The sequence below is a fragment of the Winogradskyella pelagia genome (assembly GCF_017581965.1).
Taxonomy (GTDB): domain Bacteria; phylum Bacteroidota; class Bacteroidia; order Flavobacteriales; family Flavobacteriaceae; genus Winogradskyella; species Winogradskyella pelagia.
Genome location: NZ_JAGEVF010000006.1, coordinates 83305 through 107547, shown reverse-complemented (window position 1 = coordinate 107547; position 24243 = coordinate 83305). Strand labels below are relative to the sequence as shown.

At 35.6% G+C, this 24243-nt stretch carries 25 protein-coding genes; 14 read left to right on the top strand and 11 right to left on the bottom strand.

Annotated elements, in window-relative coordinates; all coding sequences use genetic code 11:
• Positions 1-9 precede the first annotated feature (9 nt).
• Complete coding sequence (locus tag J4050_RS09040) at positions 10-2382, top strand: GumC family protein (protein WP_208154254.1); 2373 nt, start codon at positions 10-12, stop codon at positions 2380-2382.
• Positions 2383-2414: 32 nt separating this feature from the next.
• On the opposite strand, the gene J4050_RS09035 is transcribed toward J4050_RS09040, so the two are convergent.
• Positions 2415-3587, bottom strand: a complete 1173-nt coding sequence (locus J4050_RS09035) for a proline dehydrogenase family protein (RefSeq protein ID WP_208154253.1) — start codon at positions 3585-3587, stop codon at positions 2415-2417.
• 97 nt (positions 3588-3684) lie between these two features.
• On the opposite strand from J4050_RS09035, the gene aroB reads away from it, so the two are divergent.
• Positions 3685-4758: a 3-dehydroquinate synthase gene (gene aroB, locus J4050_RS09030; protein ID WP_208154252.1), complete on the top strand. Its 1074-nt coding sequence runs from the start codon at positions 3685-3687 to the stop codon at positions 4756-4758.
• Here the strand turns inward: aroB and J4050_RS09025 are convergent.
• The 3 genes from J4050_RS09025 to J4050_RS09015 form a co-directional block, all read right to left on the bottom strand.
• Positions 4749-5264 carry a DinB family protein gene (locus J4050_RS09025; protein WP_208154251.1) on the bottom strand — a complete coding sequence of 172 codons (516 nt, stop codon included), beginning with the start codon at positions 5262-5264 and terminating at the stop codon, positions 4749-4751. The genes aroB and J4050_RS09025 overlap by 10 nt on opposite strands.
• A 65-nt stretch (positions 5265-5329) precedes the next feature.
• The gene (locus J4050_RS09020) at positions 5330-5809 is read right to left on the bottom strand and encodes an Lrp/AsnC family transcriptional regulator (RefSeq protein WP_208154250.1); all 480 of its coding nucleotides are present in this window, start codon (positions 5807-5809) and stop codon (positions 5330-5332) included.
• Between the two features lie 74 nt (positions 5810-5883).
• Positions 5884-7029, bottom strand: coding sequence for a DUF2817 domain-containing protein (locus tag J4050_RS09015; protein WP_208154249.1), 1146 nt, complete (start codon positions 7027-7029; stop codon positions 5884-5886).
• A gap of 304 nt (positions 7030-7333) precedes the next feature.
• Between J4050_RS09015 and J4050_RS09010 the strand changes: the two genes are divergently transcribed.
• From J4050_RS09010 to J4050_RS09000, 3 genes are read left to right on the top strand one after another with little or no spacing between them, the layout of a single operon-like run.
• Positions 7334-7702 carry a helix-turn-helix domain-containing protein gene (locus J4050_RS09010; RefSeq protein WP_208154248.1) on the top strand — a complete coding sequence of 123 codons (369 nt, stop codon included), beginning with the start codon at positions 7334-7336 and terminating at the stop codon, positions 7700-7702.
• Positions 7703-7742: 40 nt separating this feature from the next.
• On the top strand, positions 7743-8129 hold the full coding sequence (locus tag J4050_RS09005; protein ID WP_208154247.1) for a hypothetical protein: 387 nt from the start codon (positions 7743-7745) through the stop codon (positions 8127-8129).
• Between the two features lie 5 nt (positions 8130-8134).
• Positions 8135-8935 (top strand): TerC family protein, encoded by an 801-nt coding sequence (locus J4050_RS09000; protein WP_208154246.1) that lies wholly within the window; start codon positions 8135-8137, stop codon positions 8933-8935.
• Between the two features lie 9 nt (positions 8936-8944).
• Here J4050_RS09000 and J4050_RS08995 read toward each other — a convergent pair whose 3' ends face one another.
• The 5 genes from J4050_RS08995 to J4050_RS08975 all read right to left on the bottom strand — a co-directional run bounded on the left by J4050_RS08995 (position 8945) and on the right by J4050_RS08975 (position 15555).
• Positions 8945-11599, bottom strand: coding sequence for a DNA gyrase/topoisomerase IV subunit A (locus J4050_RS08995; protein ID WP_208154245.1), 2655 nt, complete (start codon positions 11597-11599; stop codon positions 8945-8947).
• Positions 11600-11602: 3 nt separating this feature from the next.
• Entirely contained in the window at positions 11603-12079 is a 477-nt protein-coding gene (locus J4050_RS08990; protein ID WP_208154244.1) for a hypothetical protein, read from the bottom strand.
• On the bottom strand, positions 12076-13932 hold the full coding sequence (locus J4050_RS08985; protein WP_208154243.1) for a DNA topoisomerase IV subunit B: 1857 nt from the start codon (positions 13930-13932) through the stop codon (positions 12076-12078). Before J4050_RS08985 ends, J4050_RS08990 begins: the two co-directional genes overlap by 4 nt.
• A 266-nt stretch (positions 13933-14198) precedes the next feature.
• A complete protein-coding gene (gene ychF, locus J4050_RS08980; RefSeq protein WP_208154242.1) occupies positions 14199-15293 on the bottom strand; it encodes a redox-regulated ATPase YchF in 1095 nt (364 codons plus the stop codon).
• Between the two features lie 61 nt (positions 15294-15354).
• Entirely contained in the window at positions 15355-15555 is a 201-nt protein-coding gene (locus J4050_RS08975) for a hypothetical protein (protein WP_208154241.1), read from the bottom strand.
• Positions 15556-15911: 356 nt separating this feature from the next.
• Here J4050_RS08975 and J4050_RS08970 point away from each other — a divergent pair, with 356 nt between their 5' ends.
• Together J4050_RS08970 and J4050_RS08965 are read left to right on the top strand one after the other, a co-directional pair.
• Positions 15912-17447, top strand: coding sequence for an AsmA family protein (locus J4050_RS08970; RefSeq protein WP_208154240.1), 1536 nt, complete (start codon positions 15912-15914; stop codon positions 17445-17447).
• A gap of 49 nt (positions 17448-17496) precedes the next feature.
• Positions 17497-17982: a hypothetical protein gene (locus J4050_RS08965; RefSeq protein ID WP_208154239.1), complete on the top strand. Its 486-nt coding sequence runs from the start codon at positions 17497-17499 to the stop codon at positions 17980-17982.
• Positions 17983-17996: 14 nt separating this feature from the next.
• On the opposite strand, the gene J4050_RS08960 is transcribed toward J4050_RS08965, so the two are convergent.
• Together J4050_RS08960 and J4050_RS08955 are read right to left on the bottom strand one after the other, a co-directional pair.
• Complete coding sequence (locus J4050_RS08960; RefSeq protein ID WP_208154358.1) at positions 17997-18170, bottom strand: glycine zipper domain-containing protein; 174 nt, start codon at positions 18168-18170, stop codon at positions 17997-17999.
• Positions 18171-18274: 104 nt separating this feature from the next.
• Positions 18275-18628 (bottom strand): 4Fe-4S dicluster domain-containing protein, encoded by a 354-nt coding sequence (locus J4050_RS08955; protein WP_208154238.1) that lies wholly within the window; start codon positions 18626-18628, stop codon positions 18275-18277.
• A gap of 147 nt (positions 18629-18775) precedes the next feature.
• Between J4050_RS08955 and J4050_RS08950 the strand changes: the two genes are divergently transcribed.
• From J4050_RS08950 to J4050_RS08920, 7 genes are all read left to right on the top strand, one after another.
• The gene (locus tag J4050_RS08950; RefSeq protein ID WP_208154237.1) at positions 18776-19834 is read left to right on the top strand and encodes an acyl-CoA reductase; all 1059 of its coding nucleotides are present in this window, start codon (positions 18776-18778) and stop codon (positions 19832-19834) included.
• A gap of 109 nt (positions 19835-19943) precedes the next feature.
• Positions 19944-21005, top strand: a complete 1062-nt coding sequence (gene serC / locus J4050_RS08945; protein WP_208154236.1) for a 3-phosphoserine/phosphohydroxythreonine transaminase — start codon at positions 19944-19946, stop codon at positions 21003-21005.
• Positions 21006-21036: 31 nt separating this feature from the next.
• Positions 21037-21987 (top strand): D-2-hydroxyacid dehydrogenase, encoded by a 951-nt coding sequence (locus tag J4050_RS08940; RefSeq protein WP_208154235.1) that lies wholly within the window; start codon positions 21037-21039, stop codon positions 21985-21987.
• 108 nt (positions 21988-22095) lie between these two features.
• Complete coding sequence (locus J4050_RS08935) at positions 22096-22731, top strand: DUF937 domain-containing protein (RefSeq protein ID WP_208154234.1); 636 nt, start codon at positions 22096-22098, stop codon at positions 22729-22731.
• Between the two features lie 197 nt (positions 22732-22928).
• Entirely contained in the window at positions 22929-23369 is a 441-nt protein-coding gene (locus J4050_RS08930; RefSeq protein WP_208154233.1) for a DUF6146 family protein, read from the top strand.
• A gap of 28 nt (positions 23370-23397) precedes the next feature.
• The gene (locus J4050_RS08925) at positions 23398-23892 is read left to right on the top strand and encodes a DUF6787 family protein (protein WP_208154232.1); all 495 of its coding nucleotides are present in this window, start codon (positions 23398-23400) and stop codon (positions 23890-23892) included.
• Positions 23892-24230, top strand: a complete 339-nt coding sequence (locus tag J4050_RS08920) for a hypothetical protein (RefSeq protein WP_208154231.1) — start codon at positions 23892-23894, stop codon at positions 24228-24230. Before J4050_RS08925 ends, J4050_RS08920 begins: the two co-directional genes overlap by 1 nt.
• Positions 24231-24243: the final 13 nt, after the last annotated feature.

The window sequence follows — 24243 nt, the reverse complement described above, 5'->3', positions numbered from 1 at the left end:
AAGTGCCCTATGAAAAATAACGAAATGACAACTTCTGTTAACATGAAACAAAAGGTAGAACTATTTACCTCAAGATGGAAGGTTATTTTGTTATGCATTATTGCTTGTGTAGCTTTAGCCTACACACATTTGCGCTATGCGACCTATATGTATAGGGCTACAGCAACCATAAAAATTAAACAAGAAAATCAAGCAAAAAAATTACCCACTAGTATGCTTGACGGTGGTTCTGAAATGTTTTTTGGTGGAGGAGAAGGTATAAAAGATGAAATGGAGATTATGAGGTCTCGATCCCTCCTTAAAAAGGTTGTGAAAAAACTTAATCTCAATATCCGGATTTTTGAAGAAGGTACTATACTAGAACTTGAACGCTATGAAAATCCACCAGTGAAATTGAGCTTTTTCGCCAGTGACTCTATTATTGATGATGTGAAGTATCTATTTTATGTGAGGGTGAAATCACCAGACGAATTTTTACTATTTGAAGACGACGGTCGCTCTAGCGGCAAGGAAAGAGAAGATAGTGAGGGTAAAAAGTATGCATTTGGAGAAAAAATTGAGACCTATTTTGGAGGTTTAGTCCTTACACCTAATATTGGTCAATATGCACCTAAAATAGGAAGTAATCTCAAAATACAGATAAACCCAATAACTAACGTTGCTGGAAAATACACTCAGCTTTTAGCCTTGTCTGCAGGAGAAGGGTCTAGTCTTGTAGATATTGAACTCATAGACTCTAATGCTAAAAAAGCCATAGATATAGTCAACGAGGTTATTATGGCCTATAATGACGATGTTCTTAATGATAAGGAAGAGGTGGTAAGAATTACTTCAGAATTTATAAACAAAAGACTTGAGCAGGTTTCAGAAGAATTAGAACAAGTAGACTACACGGCAGAAGATTTACAAAAAAGAAACAGGCTAACAGAGTTGAGTTCTCAGGCCAACCTTACTTTGGAATCGGAAAAAGCTACTGAATCTAAAATTGCGACTACAGCCAATAAAATTCAGCTTATCGAGTTTCTTCAAGAGGAAATTAAGTCAGAAAATCGCTCAACAGACGTACTACCCGCAAATATTGGACTTGGAGACGAAAACACGTCTCAAATAACCCAGCGTTACAACGAGCTTGTTGCACAAAGGGATCGTCTATTAAAAAATTCTAGTGAAAGAAACCCGGTTGTCATTAATTTAAATGACCAGATTCAATCTTTAAAGCAGAATCTAAACAATAGTTTGAAGAACATGAAAGAGTCTTCAATGTTAACGCTCAACAGTTTAAATAATGAGCGTTCTAGAATTAGCGGACAATTGTATGCAGCACCCACAAAAGCGAGACAATTTAGAGATATAAAAAGGCAACAAGATATAAAGGAGTCTTTATATCTATATTTATTGCAAAGACGAGAAGAATCTGCTATAAAGCTTGGTATGTACACACCAAGTGCAAAAATTATCGATGCTGGTTATTCCAATTTTAAATCTGTAGAACCTAATCCCCTATTCACTTATATCGCCGCAGTGATTTTAGGATTAGCACTTCCAATGGGAGTAATTTATCTTGGAGATTTACTGAATACAAAAATTTACAGAAAGGAAGATCTTATGGAAATATTGGATGTTCCGTACTTAGGGGATGTACCAAAAACTTCAAAAAAAGAAAAACTTATTAAAAAAGTAGATTATTCCGCCAAAGCAGAGGCTTTTAGGATTATTCGTTCAAATATAGATTTTATTTTGGCAAATGTTGAGGGCAGAGCCAAACGCCTTTTTATAACATCTACACGAGCTCAAGAAGGAAAGTCACATACTAGTACAAATTTAGCAAGCTCAATCTCATACTCGGATAAAAAAGTGTTACTAATTGAAATGGATATTAGAGTTCCGAAGATTTTAGACTACCTAGGCTTGGAGACAACCAAAAAAGTTGGTCTATCAGATTATATTGCAGACAAGTCGGTAAAGTTACAGGACATCGTTGTAAAGCACAAGGATAACAATTATCTAGATATAATACCATCTGGTTCAATACCCCCAAATCCCTCTGAGCTTTTAATGAATGACAGAGTCAGGGAGTTATTCAATTATTTTGATAAGAAATACGACTATATTGTTGTTGATACCTCTGCAGTTGGTATTGTTAGTGATACCCTATTGATATCTAAATTCGCTGATATGTTTGTCTATGTTGTTAGTGCAGACGGCATTGACAAGCGTTTACTTCAACACGTAGCACAGCCTTTATATGACGAAAATAGACTACCAAATATGACTATGCTTCTTAACGGTACCAAATTTGGTAAAAAAGGCTATGGCTATGGCTATGGCTACGGTTACGGGAATAGTCCTGGTAAGAAGAAGAAATGGTATCAAAGAAAATAACACAATAATTGCATTAGCCTAAACAAGGCTCACTACAACTTTCGGCGTAATTTCTCGGCTTTTAACAAGGACAATTCCCTACTAGTTTGGCCTGCAACTGAAGTGTTCTCCTCTGCCCTTCTGATTAAATAAGGCATTACATCTTTAACTGGCCCGAAAGGAATATACTTCGCAACGTTATAACCTTCTTCGGCTAAGTTGTAACTTATATGATCGCTCATACCGTAAAGTTGTCCAAACCAAACATTATTATGGGTTTTATCAATACCCCTTGACTCCATCAATTCCATAGCTAAATAGTTGCTTTCTTCATTGTGTGTTCCTATAAAAACAGCAATATCATTTATGTGATTAAGAATGTAACTTAGAGCAGCATTAAAATTGTTATCTGTGGCTAGTTTAGTTTCACATATAGGAGACTTGTAACCCTTTTCTTCCGCTCTAAGCCGTTCTTTCTCCATGTAAGCACCTCTCACGATCTTCATACCCACTTTAAAGCCATTTTGTAATGCTCTATTATGAAGATCTTTTAAATAGTCTAATCTATCCCATCTATAGCATTGTAAAGTGTTGTAGACAATAGGCTTTTCGGTATTATAGATTCTCATCATTTTTTCACAAAGCTCATCTGCTGCGTCTTGCATCCAGCTTTCTTCCCCATCGATTAATACTTCAACATCTTTCGCTTTGGCCAACTCACAAACGGCTTTAAATCTTTGCTCTATCCTTTCCCACTCTACTTGTTCTTGTACTGTAAAAGCCTGTCTTTCAGTTTTCTTTTGATAAAGATAAAACCGTCCAAAACCAGTTGGTTTAAATACTACAATGGGCATGGCCTGTCGTTCATCACAAAACTCTATAATCTTTAGAATCTTTTTTACTGCATTATCAAATTGTACTTCGGTTTCTTTGCCTTCCACCGAATAGTCCAAAACAGAACTTACTCCTTTCGTGAAGAGCTTGTCGATAACCGGTAAACAGTCCTCTTCATTTACACCACCGCAGAAATGATCAAACACTGTTGAACGGATAAGACCTTCTACTGGTAAATTTGCCTTTAATGCAAAGTTTGTAGCCGCGGTACCAATACGAACCAATGGCTGCGATGAAATCATTTTGAAAAGAAAGTAGGCACGCTCTAAATCTGAATCTGATTTTAAAGCAAATGCCGTCTCCGTATTTTCAAAGAGCGAACGTTCAATCATAGTTGTTAGAAATAGAGATACAAATATATTTAATCTTATGGTTAGTTATTTTGCAAAAACTAAGTAATTTCACATCCGTAATAAGGAAATATCATCCATGCAATCTATAAGCACTAAACAAGCCATTGTACACTTTAATGCAAAAATATATGATGAATTAAATTCGCATATTAAACGAACTAATCCCTCGAAAATATTTGTCTTAGTCGACACAAATACACATGAGCATTGTTTACCGCAATTTCTATCTCAGATGGAATCTGGAGATATTGTGGTTGAGGTTATGGAAATGCCAGAAGGCGAAGACAATAAGACAATAGATATTTGTACTGGTGTTTGGGAGGCCATGGCAGAATATTACGCAGACCGAAAGAGCTTAATGATTAATCTTGGAGGAGGTGTTGTTACAGATTTGGGTGGCTTTGTGGCTAGTACTTATATGCGAGGTATTGACTACATCAATATCCCCACCTCATTATTAGCAATGGTTGATGCCTCTGTTGGAGGAAAAACAGGTGTAGATTTAGGAACTTTAAAAAATCTTGTTGGTATCATTAATGAGGGAAGTATGGTCTTGGTAGACACCTCATTTCTACAAACTTTACCGCAGAATCATATGGTTTCAGGATATGCTGAAATGCTTAAGCACGGTCTCATCTTTGATGCCGCATATTGGAATAAACTTAGTAACCTCAAGGAATTAGATGTTTCGGATCTTGACCAACTTATTTATCAGTCCATAAGTATCAAGAACACCGTTGTAACGCAGGACCCTAGGGAAAAAGGGCTACGAAAGATTCTTAATTTTGGTCATACCTTAGGTCATGCTATTGAAAGTTATTTTCTTGAGAATGCAGATAAGATGCCTTTATTGCATGGTGAAGCCATTGCAATAGGTATGATACTAGAAACTTATCTTTCGCATAAACTATGTGGGTTAAGCCAGAACGACCTTACTATTGTTACAGATGTTATTTTAGCGTCATTTTCTAAGGTTGAAATATCAGATTTAGATATTGGTATTATTATGCAATTATTGAAACATGACAAGAAAAACAGCCACGGAAGGATTAAATTTGTACTCCTTGAAGCTATAGGCAAACCTAAAATAGATTGCGAAGCCAGTACCGATTTTATTTTAGAGGCATTTGCCTTCTATAATCAAAGGTAGCACTCTTTGAGTACATTTATATGATGATTTTCGTGCCCAGTGATGATATAGCCAATGGCACGAAGCGAAATGTTCGAGCCACTTGCTCTTCCTGTTTTGACTAAATCTTCAGGACCAAAACTCTTAAATAGAGCGATGGTTGACAAACGAACAGTCCTATATTCATCAAGTAAATACTCAAAAGATTTCCTATTTGCTTGGCTAGCCTCAACATATTTATCTTGATCAAATCCTGCCATTTCAGTCTGGTCAGACCTGCTAATGCGCAGTGCTCTATAGCTAAACACACGCTCGGTATCAATACAATGCAGTAATACCTCCTTTATAGTCCATTTTCCGTGAGCGTAGGCGAAATTATGTTTTTCCTTCGGTACAGATTCATAAAAATTAATCACTGTCCTTAGATTCTCCTTTAAGCCCGTAATAATATCAACATGAGACGTCCTGTCTACGTAAGGTTGGTAGTATGGATTATATTCGTTTTGCTCTAATTGTAAATTTTTCATTTAATATTAAAGATAAAAAACCCTTAGATATTAGTCTAAGGGTTTCATTTATATTGGTTGGATTATTACAATTCATTAAAAATTGTATGCATTAAACGCTTTTTATCATTAATGCTTTCCTCTAAGGAAATCATCGTTTCTGTTCTGTAAACACCTTCAATATCGTCTAACTTAAATATAATCTCTTTGGCATGCATAGTGTCTTTGGCCCTAATCTTACAAAAGATGTTGAATTTACCCGTTGTTATATGCGCTACTGTAACAAAAGGAATATTGTTAATGCGTTCTAAAACAAACTTAGTTTGCGATGTGTTTTGAAGAAATACGCCGACGTAGGCAATAAAAGAATAGCCTAGTTTTTTATAATCTAATGTTAAGGAAGACCCTTTAATAATTCCAGCCTCTTCCATTTTTTTCACTCTCACATGAACGGTACCGGCAGAAATCAATAATTTCTTGGCAATATCGGTAAACGGAATACGCGTATTGTCAATTAACATATCTAAAATCTGGTGGTCTATTTCATCTAATTTAAACTTCCCCATTTTTCACTATTTTTTAAATTATATGCAAAAATAAGAGAAATATATTAAGAATTACGTATAAAAAATGAATTATCTCATTGTTTTACTGCATATTTCTTATTATTTATCAAAACGAAATCGTTTTCGTAACCCACATAAATTTCTTTACGATCCATGGTTTGGACTAACGCACCTTTAGCATCGATGACACGGTGAAACTTTAAATTCGTAGTTTCCGATATTGATTCTACAATTGGTAAAAAATAAATACCATTTTGCTGTAATTCTTCTTTTAATTGAATTACAATATTCGCTAATTCCTGGTCATTTTTGGATAATACAGCATTTTGTATTAGAATATCCCTATAATTTTTAGTGTTTTCTGGAATTCTAAAATAGGATTCAAACCCTTTTGCGGTAATTCCCTTAGAAATTATTGACAAACCTTTTATCAAGGCCAAAAACACGAAATATCGCACGTCTTCCCTATTATAATCTTCTGGATAATGTCCCGCTTCATACAATATTGTTGGTGTTCCAAGGCTCTGAAAAGTATCACCTACACAATTTAAATTAAATCCATCATCATAGCGCCCAATCCCTTCGGGTATAGCATCAATTAAATCGCCAGCAATAGCCGCAATCAGTGCCATTGCTATTTTACGGTTTTGAGTTACTGTTCTAGAATTATCTTGTGAAGGTGAAAGAAATGATAGTGTCGCAGCCTTACCATTTGTACCTGCGCCAAAAATAGTGCGTTGGCCATGTAGATTAAAACAAAAATCAGGTTTAAAATCTTCATATATGTCGCGTAAAAGAATACTTTCAGGTTGAGAACGTTGTTGTGCGTCCCTGTTTAAATCTACATTGTTGGCATTGGTACGCATGTAGTATTGCGCACCATCGGGATTTAATATAGGGATTACGAGCAATGTACATTGTTCTAAAATAAGTTTAGCAACCGGATGGTCCAGTAAAAAAAGATTAAAACAATCAAATAGTGCTTTAGTTGTCGTCGATTCATTACCATGCATTTGGGACCACATCAAAATGCGATTTGGGCCTTCTCCAAATTTCACGGAATAAATAGGTCGTTTTTCAACTGAATGCCCAACAATAGAATAGGTCTTTTCTGGCAGATGTGATAAACATTTTTCTATATCAGTATTGGTTATGTAACGCCCAAAAAGTTGAGAAGCCTTAATAGAATCATACAGTGATTTGAGATTATTAATAGTCATGATAGTTTTTCAGTCAATTACAAATGTAACCATAATGCGATTTACATTTGTAAACGTTAAATTGTGTGGTTTAATTTACAATTGTATACGATTGTTCTTAAAAATCCAAGGCTCTACCTATGGCCTATTGAAAAATTCTTAATGCACTATATAAATTGTTTTTAAAATATTTATAATCAATGTATTATATAATTTTAAACAGAATATACTTTAAGTAAAAATAGGTTTATTTGAATTTAGTCTTATTTTGAAGCAACTATTATTTACATTTGTAACGTATATACAATAGGAATGACTGTTTACAATGATAAACACAGGTGATTTTTCAAAGCGTCTACAAAAAGTTATTGATTACTACGACGAAACAGCCTCTAGTTTTGCAGAAAAAATTGGAGTGCAACGATCTAGTATTTCACATATTCTTTCTGGCAGAAATAAGCCTAGTTTAGATTTTGTAATGAAAGTACTTCATGCCTACCCTCGAGTTGAATTGTACTGGCTATTAAATGGAAAAGGTCAATTTCCAGATTCAAATGCAATTTCCGACTTTCCCTCGTCAAATGAAGAGTCAGACAACTCTAACCCTAAGACAGTAGAAAAAAAACCAAATAAATCAATAGAAAAAATTGTCATCTTCTATAAGGACGGTACATTTAAAAGCTATAAGCCTTAATTCATCACCCTATTTCTTAACTTTGTAAAAATTTCAAGGCATGAGATATTTTGGGATAATGTTTCTGTTCATAGCAGCCACTGCCTGTTACGAAGTAGAACGGAATTGTTCTGACTTTAAGACGGGTAAGTTTGAATTTAAATATGCCATTGATGGTGTTGAAAAAACTGGGCATTTTCAGCGTACCGAAAAGTATAATATTGATTTTTTTGAGGGTAAAGTAGACTCTGCCAGTGTGAGATGGATAAACGACTGTGAGTTTATCTTAACCAAACTAAACCCGAGATCCAATGCCGAGAAAGAGGCCATACACATGAAAATATTATCAACCTCGGATAATTCTTATACCTTTGAATATAAGCTTGCAGTCAAGCAACCTAATAAACCGCTTCGAGTTGAAAAAGGTGTAGCTACTAAAATTGACTAGACTTTATGTTAGATTTTTTATTGTCTTCTGAGTCGATTATGGCTCTTCTAACCTTGACCTTTCTAGAAATAATTCTAGGAATAGATAATATTGTCTTTATTTCCATAGCAGCCAATAAATTACCTGCACATCAACGAAGTAAAGCTACAAATATTGGTCTTCTATTGGCTATGGTACAACGAATAATTCTATTATTCTTTGTATCGTTTTTAATTGGGCTGAGCGAACCTTTCTATGTTATTAATAAGGATTGGGTGCAAATGGCCATAAGCTGGCAAGCCTTAATTCTTTTTACCGGAGGACTCTTCTTAATATATAAAAGTACATCTGAAATTCGTGAAAAGGTAGAGACACCTTTACACGATGAGGAAGGCCTTAAATCAAAAGTAATTAAATCTCTAGGCCAAGCCATTACGCAAATATTAATTATAGATTTTATATTCTCCGTGGATTCTATTTTAACAGCTGTAGGTATGACCAATGGGCTTCATCCAAACACAAACTACACGTTGCTATTAATGATAATCGCTGTAGTTATTTCTATAATAGTGATGATTGGTTTTGCCAATCCAATCCGCAAGTTCATAGAGAGGCATCCGAGTATGCAAGTGCTAGGCCTAGCGTTTTTAATCCTTATTGGCTTTATGGTTATTACGGAAGCCGCTCATCTCTCAGAAACATCATTTTTTGGACAAACCGTAGGCGCTGTGCCTAAAGGTTATTTGTACTTCGCCATTGCATTCTCACTATTTGTAGAGTTTTTGAATCATAAAATCGACAATCGAAAGGTTAAGCGTAAAAAATAAGATCCTATGCTAAAACAAAGTCGCCTGCCCTAAATCATCAACATCTGGATTTTCATCGTTATCAGAATTATCATTTGACATTGGTCCGTCAGGTTTCTTATGTGATGATACCATTTCTTCATCTACAACTTCCAGTTCATCCGCATGAACCTCTTTTGGCGCTTCATAAGGTAAAGGCTCTAAAAGATTTATCTGATTTATTTTTTCTTTAGTCAGCTGGTTCCCAAGAGCATTAATACCTTTTATTGCAATAAACTCTTCAAGATTGACTTCTAGATTTGGCTTACGGTCTTTTCCACGTTCTTTAGTAAATTCTACATCTACCATTGGACGCCAATCGGTAGATACTATTTCTAATTGCGAATTAGGATGGTCTGAAATAAAACTTTCTTCCCTGCCTTCATTTTCAATTAAAAATCGTTTCACATAATAACGTTCTTTTTCACCATCATAATAAATAGCCGAAATAGGTTTTTTAGGCAACCATTTTTCTAATACAATCATATCGCTATCAAAATGTGTGGTCAACTCCGGGATAATAGTTTTTGCCAAACCAGACTGTGTAAGGATTAATAAGCGATCTTCACCTCTAAATTCCCCTATAAGTTCACCTCTTCCATCGACATTTAGGCGTTGTACGGTATCGTCAAACCATATTTTACGAGGTTTTAAGGTAGAGACACCCTTTTCTTTTAGTTCTACGCGTTTTATTGAATACTTAGTCACCAAATTACCCTTAGAGGCACGACCTTTAATTAGGATATCTGCAAAGTCTAAATCCCATTTCAACTTCTTAATGCTTCCTGCTTGGCGAAGCATTATTGTAACAACCTCGGCTTCTCCATTAGGATTTGCGGAGAAATACCAAACTGTAGAACCTTTATTGTCATTGGTTAAATCATATTCCCTATCTCGGGTCATACTGGTAACCGCAAATCTTTTTACGTAAGAAGGACCGCTTTTTCCATCGCGATAAATCATATTGTAGATGGTACGTTTGTCTTTTTTCTTAAACACGGCGACATGTATAATGTTCTTACCAATAAAGGTTTTAGAATCTACCTTGGTGACCATCATCTTACCTTCTTTGGTAAATACAATAATATCATCTATATCGCTACAATCACAAACATATTCATCACGACGCAATGATGTACCTACAAAGCCTTCTTCCCTATTCACATAGAGTTTTGTATTTCTTATAACAACTTTGGTGGCATCGACATCGTCAAATACACGCAATTCGGTTTTTCGTTCTTTGCCTTCGCCATAGCCTTTCTTTAAGCGCTCAAAATATGCGATAGCATAATCAATAAGATTTGCTAAATGGTGCTTAACTTCGTCAATCTGATCTTCTAATGCCTCAATTTTCTGTTGAGCCTTATCAATATCAAACTTAGATATTCGTTTTATGCGTATTTCAGTTAAACGCGTAATGTCATCTTCAGTAACCTCACGTTTTAAGTGTTTCGTAAAAGGTTTCAGCCCTTTATCTATAGCGCTAATAACGCCTTCCCAAGTTTCCTCTTCCTCAATATCTCGATAAATACGGTTTTCTATGAAGATACGCTCTAAGGAGGCAAAGTGCCATTGTTCTTCAAACTCACCGAGTCTGATTTCTAACTCCTGCTTAAGCAGTTGCACCGTGTTGTCCGTTGAGCGACGCAACATTTCTGTAACCCCTACAAAGAAGGGTTTATTGTCTTCAATAACGCATCCTAACGGCGAGATAGACACCTCACAATTGGTGAAGGCATAAAGAGCATCAATTGTCTTATCTGGTGAAATACCCGAAGGCAAATGCACTAGGATTTCTACTTCGGCAGCAGTATTATCTTCAATACGCTTAATTTTTATTTTCCCTTTATCATTAGCTTTTAATATAGAATCTATTAATGAGGATGTCGTAGTACCAAAAGGAATTTCGGTAATCACTAGGGTATTTTTATCGTGCTGCGAAATACGTGCTCTAACGCGTACTTTACCACCACGCATACCATCGTTGTAATTAGTGATATCTGCGATACCTGCCGTTGGGAAATCTGGTACAATGGTAAAGCGTTTACCTTTAAGGTGTTTTATGGAGGCATCGATAAGTTCTATAAAATTGTGCGGTAAAATTTTAGTAGATAAACCAACCGCAATACCCTCGCCACCTTGTGCCAACAATAACGGAAACATAACCGGGAGATTTACTGGCTCCTTTCGTCTACCGTCATAGGAGGCTTGCCACTCTGTTATTTTTGGATTGTAAACCACTTCCAGAGCAAACTTGGAGAGGCGTGCTTCAATATAACGTGAGGCTGCAGCTCTATCTCCTGTTAGGATATTTCCCCAGTTTCCTTGAGTGTCTATGAGTAAATCTTTCTGTCCGATTTGCACCATAGCATCTGCTATACTAGCATCTCCGTGTGGATGGTACTGCATGGTATGACCAACGATATTAGCTACTTTATTATAGCGACCATCGTCTAAATCTTTCATGGAATGCATTATTCTGCGCTGCACTGGCTTAAAACCATCCTCAATTGCCGGAACTGCCCTTTCTAGGATTACATAGGACGCATAATCTAAAAACCAGTCCTTGTACATGCCAGTAACCTTGGTAATAGTCTCTTGGTTACCGTTTTCTTCATTTAATAACTCTTCATGTTCTTCTGACATCCTCTAATTATCTTGATTTTTCTTTTTATTCAATTTAATAGTTTTACCTAATGATTGTCTTACATATCGGCGTTTTCTTCGCTTTACAAGTGTAACATTAAAACGTTCATTACGCGTTGTCCCATCTTTAGATTTCAATATTAAGGTTAAGGATTTATAGATAATAAAACTCCGAAATTTAAAACCTACCAACTCATTTCGTATAAATTCAACGTGTTTCTCACGGTAGTTAATGTATTCCGTTAAAATCAATCCTTTATTTATTACCGAAATCTTATCACCATCACTATCATATTCAAAATAGCTAGCGACTGCATGAAATAGCACCATCATTAAAAAAGCACCTAAAAAAACATAAAAAGTATTCTCTGTAAATACATTTAATGACCGAAACACTGTAAACAAAAGAATAGCCAAAACAATAAGGATAAAATATATAGATATAACCGTATTTTTTACATTCCTGTTGTCTGTTCTCATGCCTTGTCTTCGACCAAATCTAGTTCAACCTTTAAGTTTTCAATGATGAATTCTTGACGAGACGGTGTGTTTTTACCCATATAGAAAGACAATAGCTCCTCAATAGACATGTCCTTATCTAGCATAACAGGATCCAAACGTATATCCTCACCTATAAAGTGTTTAAATTCATTTGGTGAAATTTCACCCAAACCTTTAAAACGTGTAATTTCTGGTTTTGGCTTTAATTTTTCAACGGCTGCTCTGCGTTCTTCTTCAGAATAACAGTAAATAGTTTCCTTTTTATTGCGCACCCTAAATAGTGGCGTTTGTAAAATATATAGATGGCCTTCTTTAATAACTTCTGGGAAAAACTGTAAAAAGAAGGTAATTAGCAATAATCTTATGTGCATACCGTCAACATCTGCATCTGTAGCGATAACTATATTATTATAGCGCAAATCTTCTATAGACTCTTCTATGTTTAATGCCGCTTGCAATAAGTTAAATTCTTCATTCTCATAAACAATCTTCTTAGATAGCCCATATGAATTGAGCGGTTTCCCCTTTAGACTGAATACCGCTTGGGTATTGACATCCCGAGATTTAGTAATGCTCCCTGAGGCCGAATCTCCCTCAGTAATAAACAAGGTAGTCTCTAGGTTACGCTCATTTTTAGTATCGCCAAAATGCACGCGGCAATCTCGTAGTTTTTTATTATGAAGGCTCGCTTTCTTCGCACGTTCCTTAGCCAGTTTTCTAATACCAGACAGCTCTTTACGCTCGCGCTCGGCTTGCATAATCTTACGCTGAATCTTTTCTGCCGTATTTGGATTTTTATGTAAATAGTTATCTAAATAACGCTTTATAAAATCATTGATGTAAGTTCGTACAGTTGGTAACTCTCCTCCCATATCGGTAGAACCCAATTTGGTTTTGGTCTGACTTTCAAACACGGGCTCCATCACCTTGATGGCAATAGCAGAGACAATAGATTTTCTTATATCAGAAGCATCGTAGCTTTTACCGTAGAATTCGCGAATAGTTTTTACAACAGCTTCCCTAAAAGCCAGCAAATGGGTGCCGCCTTGGGTAGTATTCTGTCCATTAACAAAAGAATGATACTCCTCACTATACTGTGTTTTACTGTGCGTTATAGCAACTTCAATGTCATCGCCACGTAAATGTATAATAGGGTATAACAAATCCGAATCGGAAATGTTTTCAGAAAGCAAATCCTTTAAACCGTTTTCAGAATAGTATTTTTCACCATTAAAGACAATAGTTAAGCCTGGATTGAGATAAACATAGTTTTTTAACATGCGCACCACATACTCGCTGCGGTATTTGTAATTTTTGAATATACTAGAATCTGGAACGAAGGAAACTTTGGTCCCTTTACGTCTAGAGGTTTCCTCTAGCATCTCCTCCTTGGTGAGCTCACCGAGCTCAAATTCGGCCGAGGCAGACTTGTTGTCTCTCGTAGATTCTACTCTAAAATAGGTTGACAAGGCATTTACGGCTTTTGTACCCACACCATTCAATCCCACAGATTTCTTAAAAGCCTTGGTATCGTACTTGCCACCGGTGTTCATCTTAGACACAACATCTACTACTTTGCCCAATGGAATACCACGTCCATAATCTCTAACAGTAACACGATCACCTTGTATTGAAATCTCAATGGTTTTACCAGCGCCCATCACATATTCGTCAATGGAGTTGTCTAACACCTCTTTTAAAAGAATATAAATACCATCATCTGGTGAAGATCCATCGCCTAATTTTCCGATATACATCCCAGGACGCATTCGGATATGTTCTTTCCAATCGAGTGAGCGTATGTTATCTTCAGTGTAGTTAGACTGTGCCATATAATTTGAGACAATAAAGTATTAGGATGAACCGCTAATATAAGGCTATACCTCAAAAAATGAAATATGGTTTCACTAAAGTAATTAACAATAAATCCTCACTATTGTTGACAAGATTGGACTTTTTGCATGAAGATGAAATCAAATGTATGTCAGAAGACTTCCTTGAACTATTTTCATTAAAAATTGAGATTTACAAGATGAAAACAGTTAAGTTCTAAAGATCAAATTATCAGCGCTCAATACTAATTGCTACTTGCTCAATCCTACACATTAAACAAGAAATGCATTACATCACCATCCTTAACGATGTAGTTCTTGCCTTCTACGCGCATTTTGCCAGCTTCCTTCACCTTGGCTTCGCTACCATAACTTACATAGTCTGCAAATGAAATCACTTCGGCTCTAATAAAGCCTTTTTCAAAGTCGGTATGGATAACACCAGCAGCTTGCGGAGCCGTAGAGCCTACGGTTACCGTCCAAGCGCGAACTTCTTTTACACCTGCGGTAAAATAAGTCTGTTGATTTAAAAGTTTATAGGCTGCTCTTATAAGCTTTGCGGAACCGGGCTCATCTAAGCCAATATCCTCTAAGAAGAGTTGGCGCTCCTCGTAATCGTCTAATTCATTTATATCTGCTTCTGTACCAACAGCTAAAACTAAAACTTCAGCTTGCTCATTTATTACTGCTTCCCTAACCTGTTCTACATAGGCATTACCAGTAATCGCTGCATCTTCATCGACATTGCAGACATACATCACAGGCTTTTCTGTTATAAGCTGTAATGGTTTTACATACTCTTCGAAATCTTCTTCGGAGAATTCTAAAGCTCTTGCGGAGGTGCCTGCTTCTAGACCAACTTTAATTTTATTGAGTACAGCTTCTTCAGCTTGGGCTTCTTTGTTCCCTGTTTTTGCCGCGCGCTTAACCTTATCCAATTTTTTCTCAACAGTCTCAAGGTCTTTTAGCTGTAGCTCCATGTCTATGGTTTCCTTATCTCGGATTGGATTCACAGAACCATCAACGTGGACAATATTATCATTGTCAAAACACCGCAATACATGTAAAATAGCATCGGTTTCTCGTATATTGGCCAAGAATTGGTTACCAAGACCTTCACCCTTACTCGCACCTTTAACAAGACCAGCAATATCCACAATTTCAACAGTAGCCGGAATCACCTTTTCTGGATTAACCAATTCCTCGAGTTTTGCCAATCGTGGGTCCGGTACATTAACCACACCAATATTGGGTTCTATGGTACAAAACGGAAAGTTAGCACTCTGCGCTTTGGCATTAGACAAACAATTAAATAAGGTACTCTTTCCTACGTTGGGTAAACCTACAATACCAGCTTTCATAGTTGCTTAATTTTTGCGAGTGCAAATGTAGGTAATTATGAGTACAGTAGAGCTAAAAAGATTATTGAAGTTCATAGCGCCATAACGACTCACCTAATGGACCTGCCGGCTCTAAACCACAAGCTTCTGCTTGCTCTAAACTTTCAGGGTCATTTATATCTACAATCAATGTTTCTGGGCAGTTGTTATCATCATCATTAGAGCAACAAAACGATACTGTGAAAACACCAATTAATGCGAATACTTTTAAGATTTTTGCCATGGCTTTTGCTTTAGGGGTTATAAAAGGTTTGTACTCATTTCTGTAAAAAATATGGTGTCTAAATTTACAATTCTGTCGATACATATTAAATGTTATGTCAAAATAATTTTATTTCTATTCACTCTTATCCATTGGGAAACAAAATTTATACATAAAAATAAGTAGTTTCAATGGCCACTTATTGTTAAATGAAAAGACTTTAATTTGTAGGTCAATTCTTAAAACCGAAGCATAAATAGTTCCAGAACTTTCTGAGCCATTTAGTGCACCATTAAATTTTGTTTGGTGTTATTAAAAAGTATATAAATTCCGATTTTGGCCTGCGGAAGTTTCAAATTATTTATCTATTTTTAAAAATGCTGTCAATCAATTCAAAAATTATAAAAAGAGGTGTTATTGCACTAGTTATAGTTCTTGTCCTTGGAATTGTTGGTAATTGGTTTCTGGAATATAAGATAAATTCCGTGCTTAAAACCTCTTTCCCAAATGCCATCACCTTAAATTATGAAGATTTGGGTGTTAGTGCGCTCGGCCGATCCTTATCCATGGATAATGTTTCTTTTTCCTTAAAAGATTCCGTTAGTCAACAAATATTAGGCGACATTTCTATTGAACGCTTAGATTTTAAAAACTTTGGTGTTTTTGATTATCTCAACAACAAGACTATTGCTTTAAATCGCATAAAAGTGTCTAATGTAAAAGGATACCTCAAACTACCAGACCATATAGCTAAAGATAGCACTAGTGTTAGTGAAAAGCCTCTTTTTGACAAAGTTTCTTTCGGTAAAGTTGAGCTAGAACACATCGCATTGCAACTTATGGACCAAAAAACAGATTCTGTTGTGGCATCAATTACAGACTTAAACCTTAATGTTAATGGAGTTAAAGCCAATCTTATAGATGATAGGATAACGTTGTCTTATGAAGACTATGCCATTGCTACCGACTCTTTAAAAATAGCTCTTGGTCCATTTAATAATCTCAAAATTGCATCCATTAATGGCACTCAAGATTCAACAGTCATAGCTTCAGCAGAACTAAAAACCAAATACAACCCCATTGAATTGTTAAGTCATATTACACATGAAATGGATTATTATGATTTAAAAGTAGGCGGTATTAGTATACAAGGTATCCCAAAATCATTTGCTACAGTCGCGTCACCGTTAAATATTGGAAAGGTAATCATACAAAATCCTGATGCATTTATTTATAGAGATAAACTCGTGGCGGACGATTTAAGGGTGAAGCCTATGTTTAGCGAAATGATTAGAAATATACCAGTAGATTTTACTATTTCGGGTTTTGAGATTAATAATGCTTCACTTACCTATAAAGAGCGCGTACATGACTATAATGACGGCGGGAGTTTATCTATTGAAAATGGTTTTATCGGTATTCCTAATTTGTCTAATATAGCCGAGCATCAACCTCTGTCCATAGACATTAACGCAAGTCTTAGTGATACAGGAATAATTAAAGCCAACTGGCAATTTGATGTTTTAAATGACAATGATGATTTTGCTTTCACGGCAGATGTAAGCCATATTAATTTAGAGGCTATAAACACCTTTAGTCGGCCTAATTTTAATACTGAAATGGAAGGCCATATTGACAAATTATATTTCAATATTTCTGGTAATAAAAACATTTCACATATAGATGTAAAAACTAAATATGCTGATACTAAGATAACTATACTTGACAAAAGCCATAAGAGCCGAAATAAGTTCTTTTCTTCAGTAGCGAATGTCATAGTGCGTAAGGACTCTAAAAATAAAAAATCTGATTTTAGAGAAGCTAAAGCGGATGTAGTACGTGATAAGACTAAGTCTGGCATCAACTATATATTTCGTAATGTAAAAACTGGGTTGACCAAGATTTTTCTTTAATCTATTATTAATACTATACCAAGGTTTAAAAGGTAACGTTAGTGTAATAATGAAAAAATTAGTTCTAATAGAAATAGTGTTGACAGTTATGGTAAGTTGTTTCCCTTCTTATAAAATCAATCCTAAAAGTGACCGACAATTTAACCTATCAGCAGTCAGAGAACCAAACTTGGCCTATGTAATTAATAGTAATGATAGCCTTAAAGACGAAGCCGAAATTATAGAGTTTACAGGTTTATATAAATTAAGTTCAGATTCTACCCTAACCACAAGATTGAAACTTTATCCACTTACAACTAAGACTACAGTTTGCGGTAACGCCATGATAGGTAGTATAATTACGCTTGGTCTTCTGCCTACAAGATTTCCAAATAAATATGTTTACACCTACGATATCATTAAATCAAAGGATACCATTACACGTAATTTAGAATTGGACATTACCCAGCAGCTTTGGCTGTTTAATCTATTTTCAAATAAAAAGAACTTTAAAAAACAAGCAGGGAAAGCGATAGCCGCACAATTAAGCGGATAAGAGCGGTTGAAATCTTATTTTGATTTATCGGCTAAACTGTTAAATACCATAGCGAAGCAAATACCGAAGGCAACACCCATAGGCATCCACAATACTAGTTTATCAGTTGCAACACCGATAGCGGTTCCTAGATCAAAGCCTATTGCAATACCCTTTCCCCAATTAGATATAGGTGTTCTCTTTTCCAAGACATTTAAATTTTATTCTCCGAAGGTCTTATTCCACAATGAGTTGTAATAAAAAATCCCAAGTCAAACACTCAGGATTTTATAAAATAATTTATCTCATTTGTTTAATCTTCTGGGTGCATAAATTTTTGTTTGCCCAATAATTCTTCTTCGGTCTCTACATGATTATCGTCTGGCACGCAACAATCTACCGGGCAAACTGCCGCACACTGCGGTTCTTCATGAAAGCCCATACACTCTGTGCATTTATCTGGTGCAATATAATAGACTTCATCGCTAATGGGTAGTTGTGGCTCTTCGGCATCAACTTCTTTTCCGTTAGGTAAAACCACTTTCCCCATAAGACTTGTTCCGTCTTTATAGCGCCAATCGTCTGCACCTTCATATATCGCAGTATTAGGACACTCAGGTTCACAGGCACCGCAATTTATACACTCATCAGTTATTATAATTGCCATATTGTTTCTTTTTCTTTTAGGTAAGGCGTAAGTTATTTCAACTTAGGAGGTCTAAACCTGGCCAAACACAAACAATTTTTTTTCTTTTTATTACCTATTTTTGCAATCGCAAAGTTAAGGTCTCAATGACTTTTTACCAAATATGTAATGGAATTACAAGAAAGAATTAACGCATTCTCAAAATTAGGTGCTTTTTTAGACCAATTTTCTGAATTACCATACACTAAAAATAATAGCACTGAAGTAAACGACTTCTTTTTCGATGGGTTTAAGCATCAGGTTAAACTCGCCCAAGAACATAACGGATGGTTTAGTAAGGATAATTTATCTTATGCGTTTAAATCATGGGCCAATACCTTGACCAAAAGCACTATTACAACTTGGTTAGATAAGTATAACTTTAATTCTGTAAAGCCAAAGACTGTTGGCATTATCATGGCTGGGAATATTCCGTTAGTTGGTTTTCATGATTTCATTGCGGTATTAATTTCTGGACATAAGGTTTTGGTAAAACAAAGTTCTAACGATAAGCACCTGTTGCCGTATTTGGCTAAATATCTTGAAGTGATTGAACCTAGGTTTAAAGGATTTATTCAATTTTCTGAAGATAAACTTCAAGGTTTTGATGCCGTTATTGCAACAGGTAGCAATAATACTGCACGTTATTTTGAATATTATTTTAAAGACAAGCCTTCGATTATTAGAAAAAACAGGAACTCAGTTGCTGTTTTAACAGGCAATGAGGGTAAAACTGACTTAGAAGCCTTGTCACATGATATTTTTAGATATTACGGTTTGGGCTGCAGGAATGTATCGAAACTTTTTGTACCAAAAGGTTACAATTTTGATGCTTTTTTTCAAGCAATATATGCTTGGCATCCCGTAATTCACGACTCTAAATACGCCAATAATTACGACTATAATAAAGCAGTGTATTTAATGAGCGAATTTGATATGCTAGAGAATGGATTCTTAATGCTAAAAGAGGATTCTAGCTATGCCTCACCTATTGCAACTATTTTTTATGAAACCTACGATTCACCATCAGATTTAAAACAAAAGTTAGAACAAAATAAAGAACTAATTCAATGTGTTGTGGCCAATGGATTCTCAGAATATGAGGTCAAATTTGGGCATACTCAAAAACCAGGTCTTTGGGATTATGCAGACAATGTAGATACTGTTGACTTCCTGTTGAAAATATAGCTTAAAAATTATCAATTCAGTAACTTTAAAATCAAAGGAATTTACCACCTTTGTAATCGTTTAAATCAATACAGAGTGATGACAAACTCTACAACAAACATTACACACAATGAAAAAACACAACTTTAGTGCTGGCCCTTGCATCTTACCAAAATCTGTAATGCAAAAAGCCTCAGAGGCAGTAATCAATTTTGATGATGGCCTGTCACTTTTAGAGATATCACATCGCAGCAAACCCTTTGTAGATGTTATGGAAAAAGCTAGAGCTTTGGCGCTAGAGCTTTTAGGGTTAGAAGGAAAAGGCTATAAGGCATTGTTTCTTCAAGGCGGCGCAAGCACACAGTTCTTGATGGTAGCACTAAATTTATTAGAAAAGCGAGCGGGCTATTTAAATACTGGAACATGGTCAGATAAAGCTATAAAAGAAGCCAAGATATATGATGATATCTATGAGGTAGCATCTTCTAAAAGTGCAAATTTCAATTATATCCCAAAAGGCTATGATATCCCGGAGGAATATGATTATTTCCACTGTACTTCTAACAATACTATTTTTGGTACACAAATAAAACAATTTCCAAACTCTCCTGTTCCAATGGTTTGTGACATGAGTAGTGATATCTTTTCTCGTCAATTAGATTTTTCACAGTTTGATTTAATCTATGCTGGAGCTCAAAAAAATATGGGTCCTGCTGGAGCTACTTTAGTAGTAGTAAAAGAGGACATTCTTGGCAAGGTCTCTCGTAAGATTCCTTCAATGATGGATTACAAGATTCATATCAGTAAAAGCAGCATGTTTAATACACCTCCTGTTTTTGCAGTATATGTTTCAATGCTGACAATGGAATGGCTCAAAGATTTAGGCGGTATTGCTGCTATTGAAGAAGAGAATGAGAAAAAAGCTAGAATGATTTATTCTGAAATTGACCTTAATCCCTTATTTAAGGGCTATGCGGTTAAAGAAGATCGTTCAATTATGAATGCCACCTTTACGCTAGAAAACGAAAACCTGAAAGAAACCTTTGATGCCATGTGGAAAGAAGCTGGTATCAATGGGCTTAATGGCCATAGAAGTGTCGGGGGCTACAGAGCATCAATGTATAATGCCCTAACACTAGATAGCGTTAAAGCCTTAGTTGAGGTAATGAGTGAATTAGAAAGCAAGGCCTAAGAAAAAAAATAAAAATTAAAAAATACATTTAATGAAAGTATTAGCAAACGATGGTGTTTCACAAAGCGGTATTTCTGCTTTAGAAGCTGCAGGTTACGAAGTAATTACAACTACCGTAGCACAAGAACAGCTTCAAAACTACATCAATGAGAAGGATATTGCGGTTTTATTGGTACGCAGCGCTACAAAGGTTCGTAAAGATATTATTGACAATTGCCCTGGTTTAAAGATAATTGGCCGAGGCGGTGTTGGAATGGATAACATCGATGTGGAGTACGCACGAAACAAAGGAATTAAAGTAATTAACACTCCTGCAGCATCCTCACATTCTGTTGCAGAATTAGTATTTGGCCATTTTTATGGTTTAGCCCGTTTCTTGCATAACGCCAACCGAGATATGCCTCTAGAAGGCGACAAGAACTTTAAAGTTCTTAAAAAAGCATACGCTAAAGGAACAGAATTAAAGGGCAAGACCCTTGGTGTTATAGGATTTGGACGTATTGGGCAGGCTACTGCTAAAATAGGAATAGGTGCAGGTATGAAGGTTGTTGCTTATGACCCCTTTCTTGAAAGTGCAGACTTAACCTTAGATTTTTTTGATGGACAGTCTGCTTCATTTAAAATCAAGACGGTTTCCAAAGAGGAGGTTTTAGGGCAAGCTGATTTTTTAACCCTTCATGTTCCAGCTCAAAAAGATTACATAATAGGTGATAAAGAGTTTTCTCAAATGAAAGATGGCGTTATCATTGCAAATGCTGCAAGAGGAGGTGTAATTAATGAAATAGCTTTAATAAAGGCAATAGAAAGTGGAAAGGTAGCTAGAGCTGCACTCGATGTTTTTGAAAAAGAGCCACAACCTGAGGTTCAATTATTAATGAACCCTGCTTTATCGCTTACACCGCATACAGGAGCAGCCACCAACGAAGCACAAGACAGAATTGGTGCTGAACTAGCAGATCAGATTATAGCTATTTTAGGATAAATAGTCTTAAAATTAGTGACCAACACAATAAAAAAGAGTCCCACTATTTAGTGAGGACTTTTTTTGTACCTTAAAACTTTAAATCAATTAATCTTAATTATTATAAAAATGGAAGGAATTTTAGACTTATTAAATAGTGACCTAGGTAAATCTATTATTAGTGGTGTTTCTGGTTCTACAGGAACTGACCAAGGAAAAACAAGTAGTGTATTAACCATGGCATTACCTGTTTTAATGAAGGCTATGGAGCGTAATGCAGCAACACCAGAAGGGGCACAAGGGCTCATGGGAGCATTGAATAGCAAACACGATGGTAGTATCCTAGACAATTTAGGAGGTTTATTTGGAGGTGGCGTTGACGATGCTGTTAAATCTGACGGCTCCAAGATATTAAGTCATGTTTTAGGAGGAAGACAACAAGGCGTGCAGCAAGTTATAGGACAAAAAGCTGGTGTAGATGCAAGTTCTGTTGGTAGTATATTAGAAGTTGCGGCTCCAATTTTAATGGGTGTCTTAGGTAAGCAAGCTCGCCAAAATAATGTAAGTTCTCAAAATGATATTGGAAATCTTCTTGGTAGTATGTTGGGAGGTAACTCTGCAAAACAAGAGCAGAGTTTTTTAGAGCAAATATTAGATGCGGATGGAGATGGCAGTGTTGTTGATGATGTTGCAGGTATGCTCTTAGGCGGAAGTAAGAAAAAAGGTGGTCTAGGTGGACTTCTTGGTGGGCTTTTCGGAAAATAAAAACGACCGTGTAAATTTATAAAGCAGCTCTTAATAAGAGCTGCTTTTTTTTATAATATCCCATTACAAACTAGTTTACTCATTACAAAGGTATATTCCCTAATTAGAGGTTTCACAACAATATGAATAGCTATTGTTTTGAAGAAGAATTAAATATGAAACAAACTAAAATACTATTAATTTAATACCTTTATACTATGAGAAATCTTACGTTATTATTAATTATTGGCTCCATTGTTATCACATCTTGTAAGTCGTATCAACCAAAGCAAATTATTGATCACGATGATCCTAACGCTTTAGTTAAATCAGATAGTGTAGCTATTAGCAGTGATGAGACAGACTATGAAATAATAATCTTTGAACCAGGTTTTAATCAATGGCTGCAAAGTACAGCTCGTCCTAGAGGTTATTATTCGCAACAGTTTTTAGAAGATAGAAATGCTATATTAGTGCAGAATTGGAACCTCAGACATAGCCAGCCTTCCCAATACAATCCCGACCTTTATTTGCAGCCCATAGATTATGATATAAGAACAGATTATGGCTACGAGGTTAATTATTTACTCTATAATTATTTCGTTTATTTTCAACTAACCTATAACCAAAGACTATCAACCTTTATTCCTAAAATTTAGTGTAATTTTGCAGCCTCAATATGCTGCTATGAAAAAATTTAAGGATAATTGGGAGATTAAAAAAAACTGGCAACTCTTTTTCCCCTTCATAGGGATTTTGGGCCTAGGCTATTCGTCTTTTAAATTAGCAAGAGTTCTTTTTGGCAATCTTAATCTGGCTTTTACACTTATTATTAGTGTTATTATTTTCGTTAGCCTACTTAATGTCACATTATTTATTTTTAAAAAGCTCGAACATAAATGGGTTTTAACTCATAGATGGGAAATGATCCGCGTATTTATTGTTTTTGCAATTACCGGAAGTTCATCGCTTTACATAGGAAGACCAATAATTAAGTTTATTGGAATTACTAAAGAAAACTTAAACCCACTACTCTACTGGATTTTATTTATTATCATTGGTTTAATTTTTTATCAGATTCTTCTAGTTACGTTCGGTTGGTTATTTGGCCAATTTCATTTCTTCTGGGAATTTGAGAAAAAAATGTTGAGACGATTCGGTTTAAAACGCTTTTTAAAATAATGCTTAAGCAGTTACATCATAAGATATCGCAAGGGCTGGCCATTACATTGATGATGGCTGTACTTGCTCCAGCAGCATTTAAGCTATCCCATGTATTCAATCACCATGAACACGAAGTCTGTGAAACCAATGATGTTTCTAAAACACATTTCCATGAATTAGATTTTGATTGCGAATTTTATAAGTTCAAACTTTCTAATTCTTATTTTTTTATACCAGAACAAAAGGATTCTCAGGTTAATATTTACAAAGCCAATTTAGAGGATTCTTATTATTTGTATTTTCTTCCACATCAGCAATTAGTTTCTTATTTGAGGGGTCCACCTCAACTAGCCTAATGAAAACCATTCA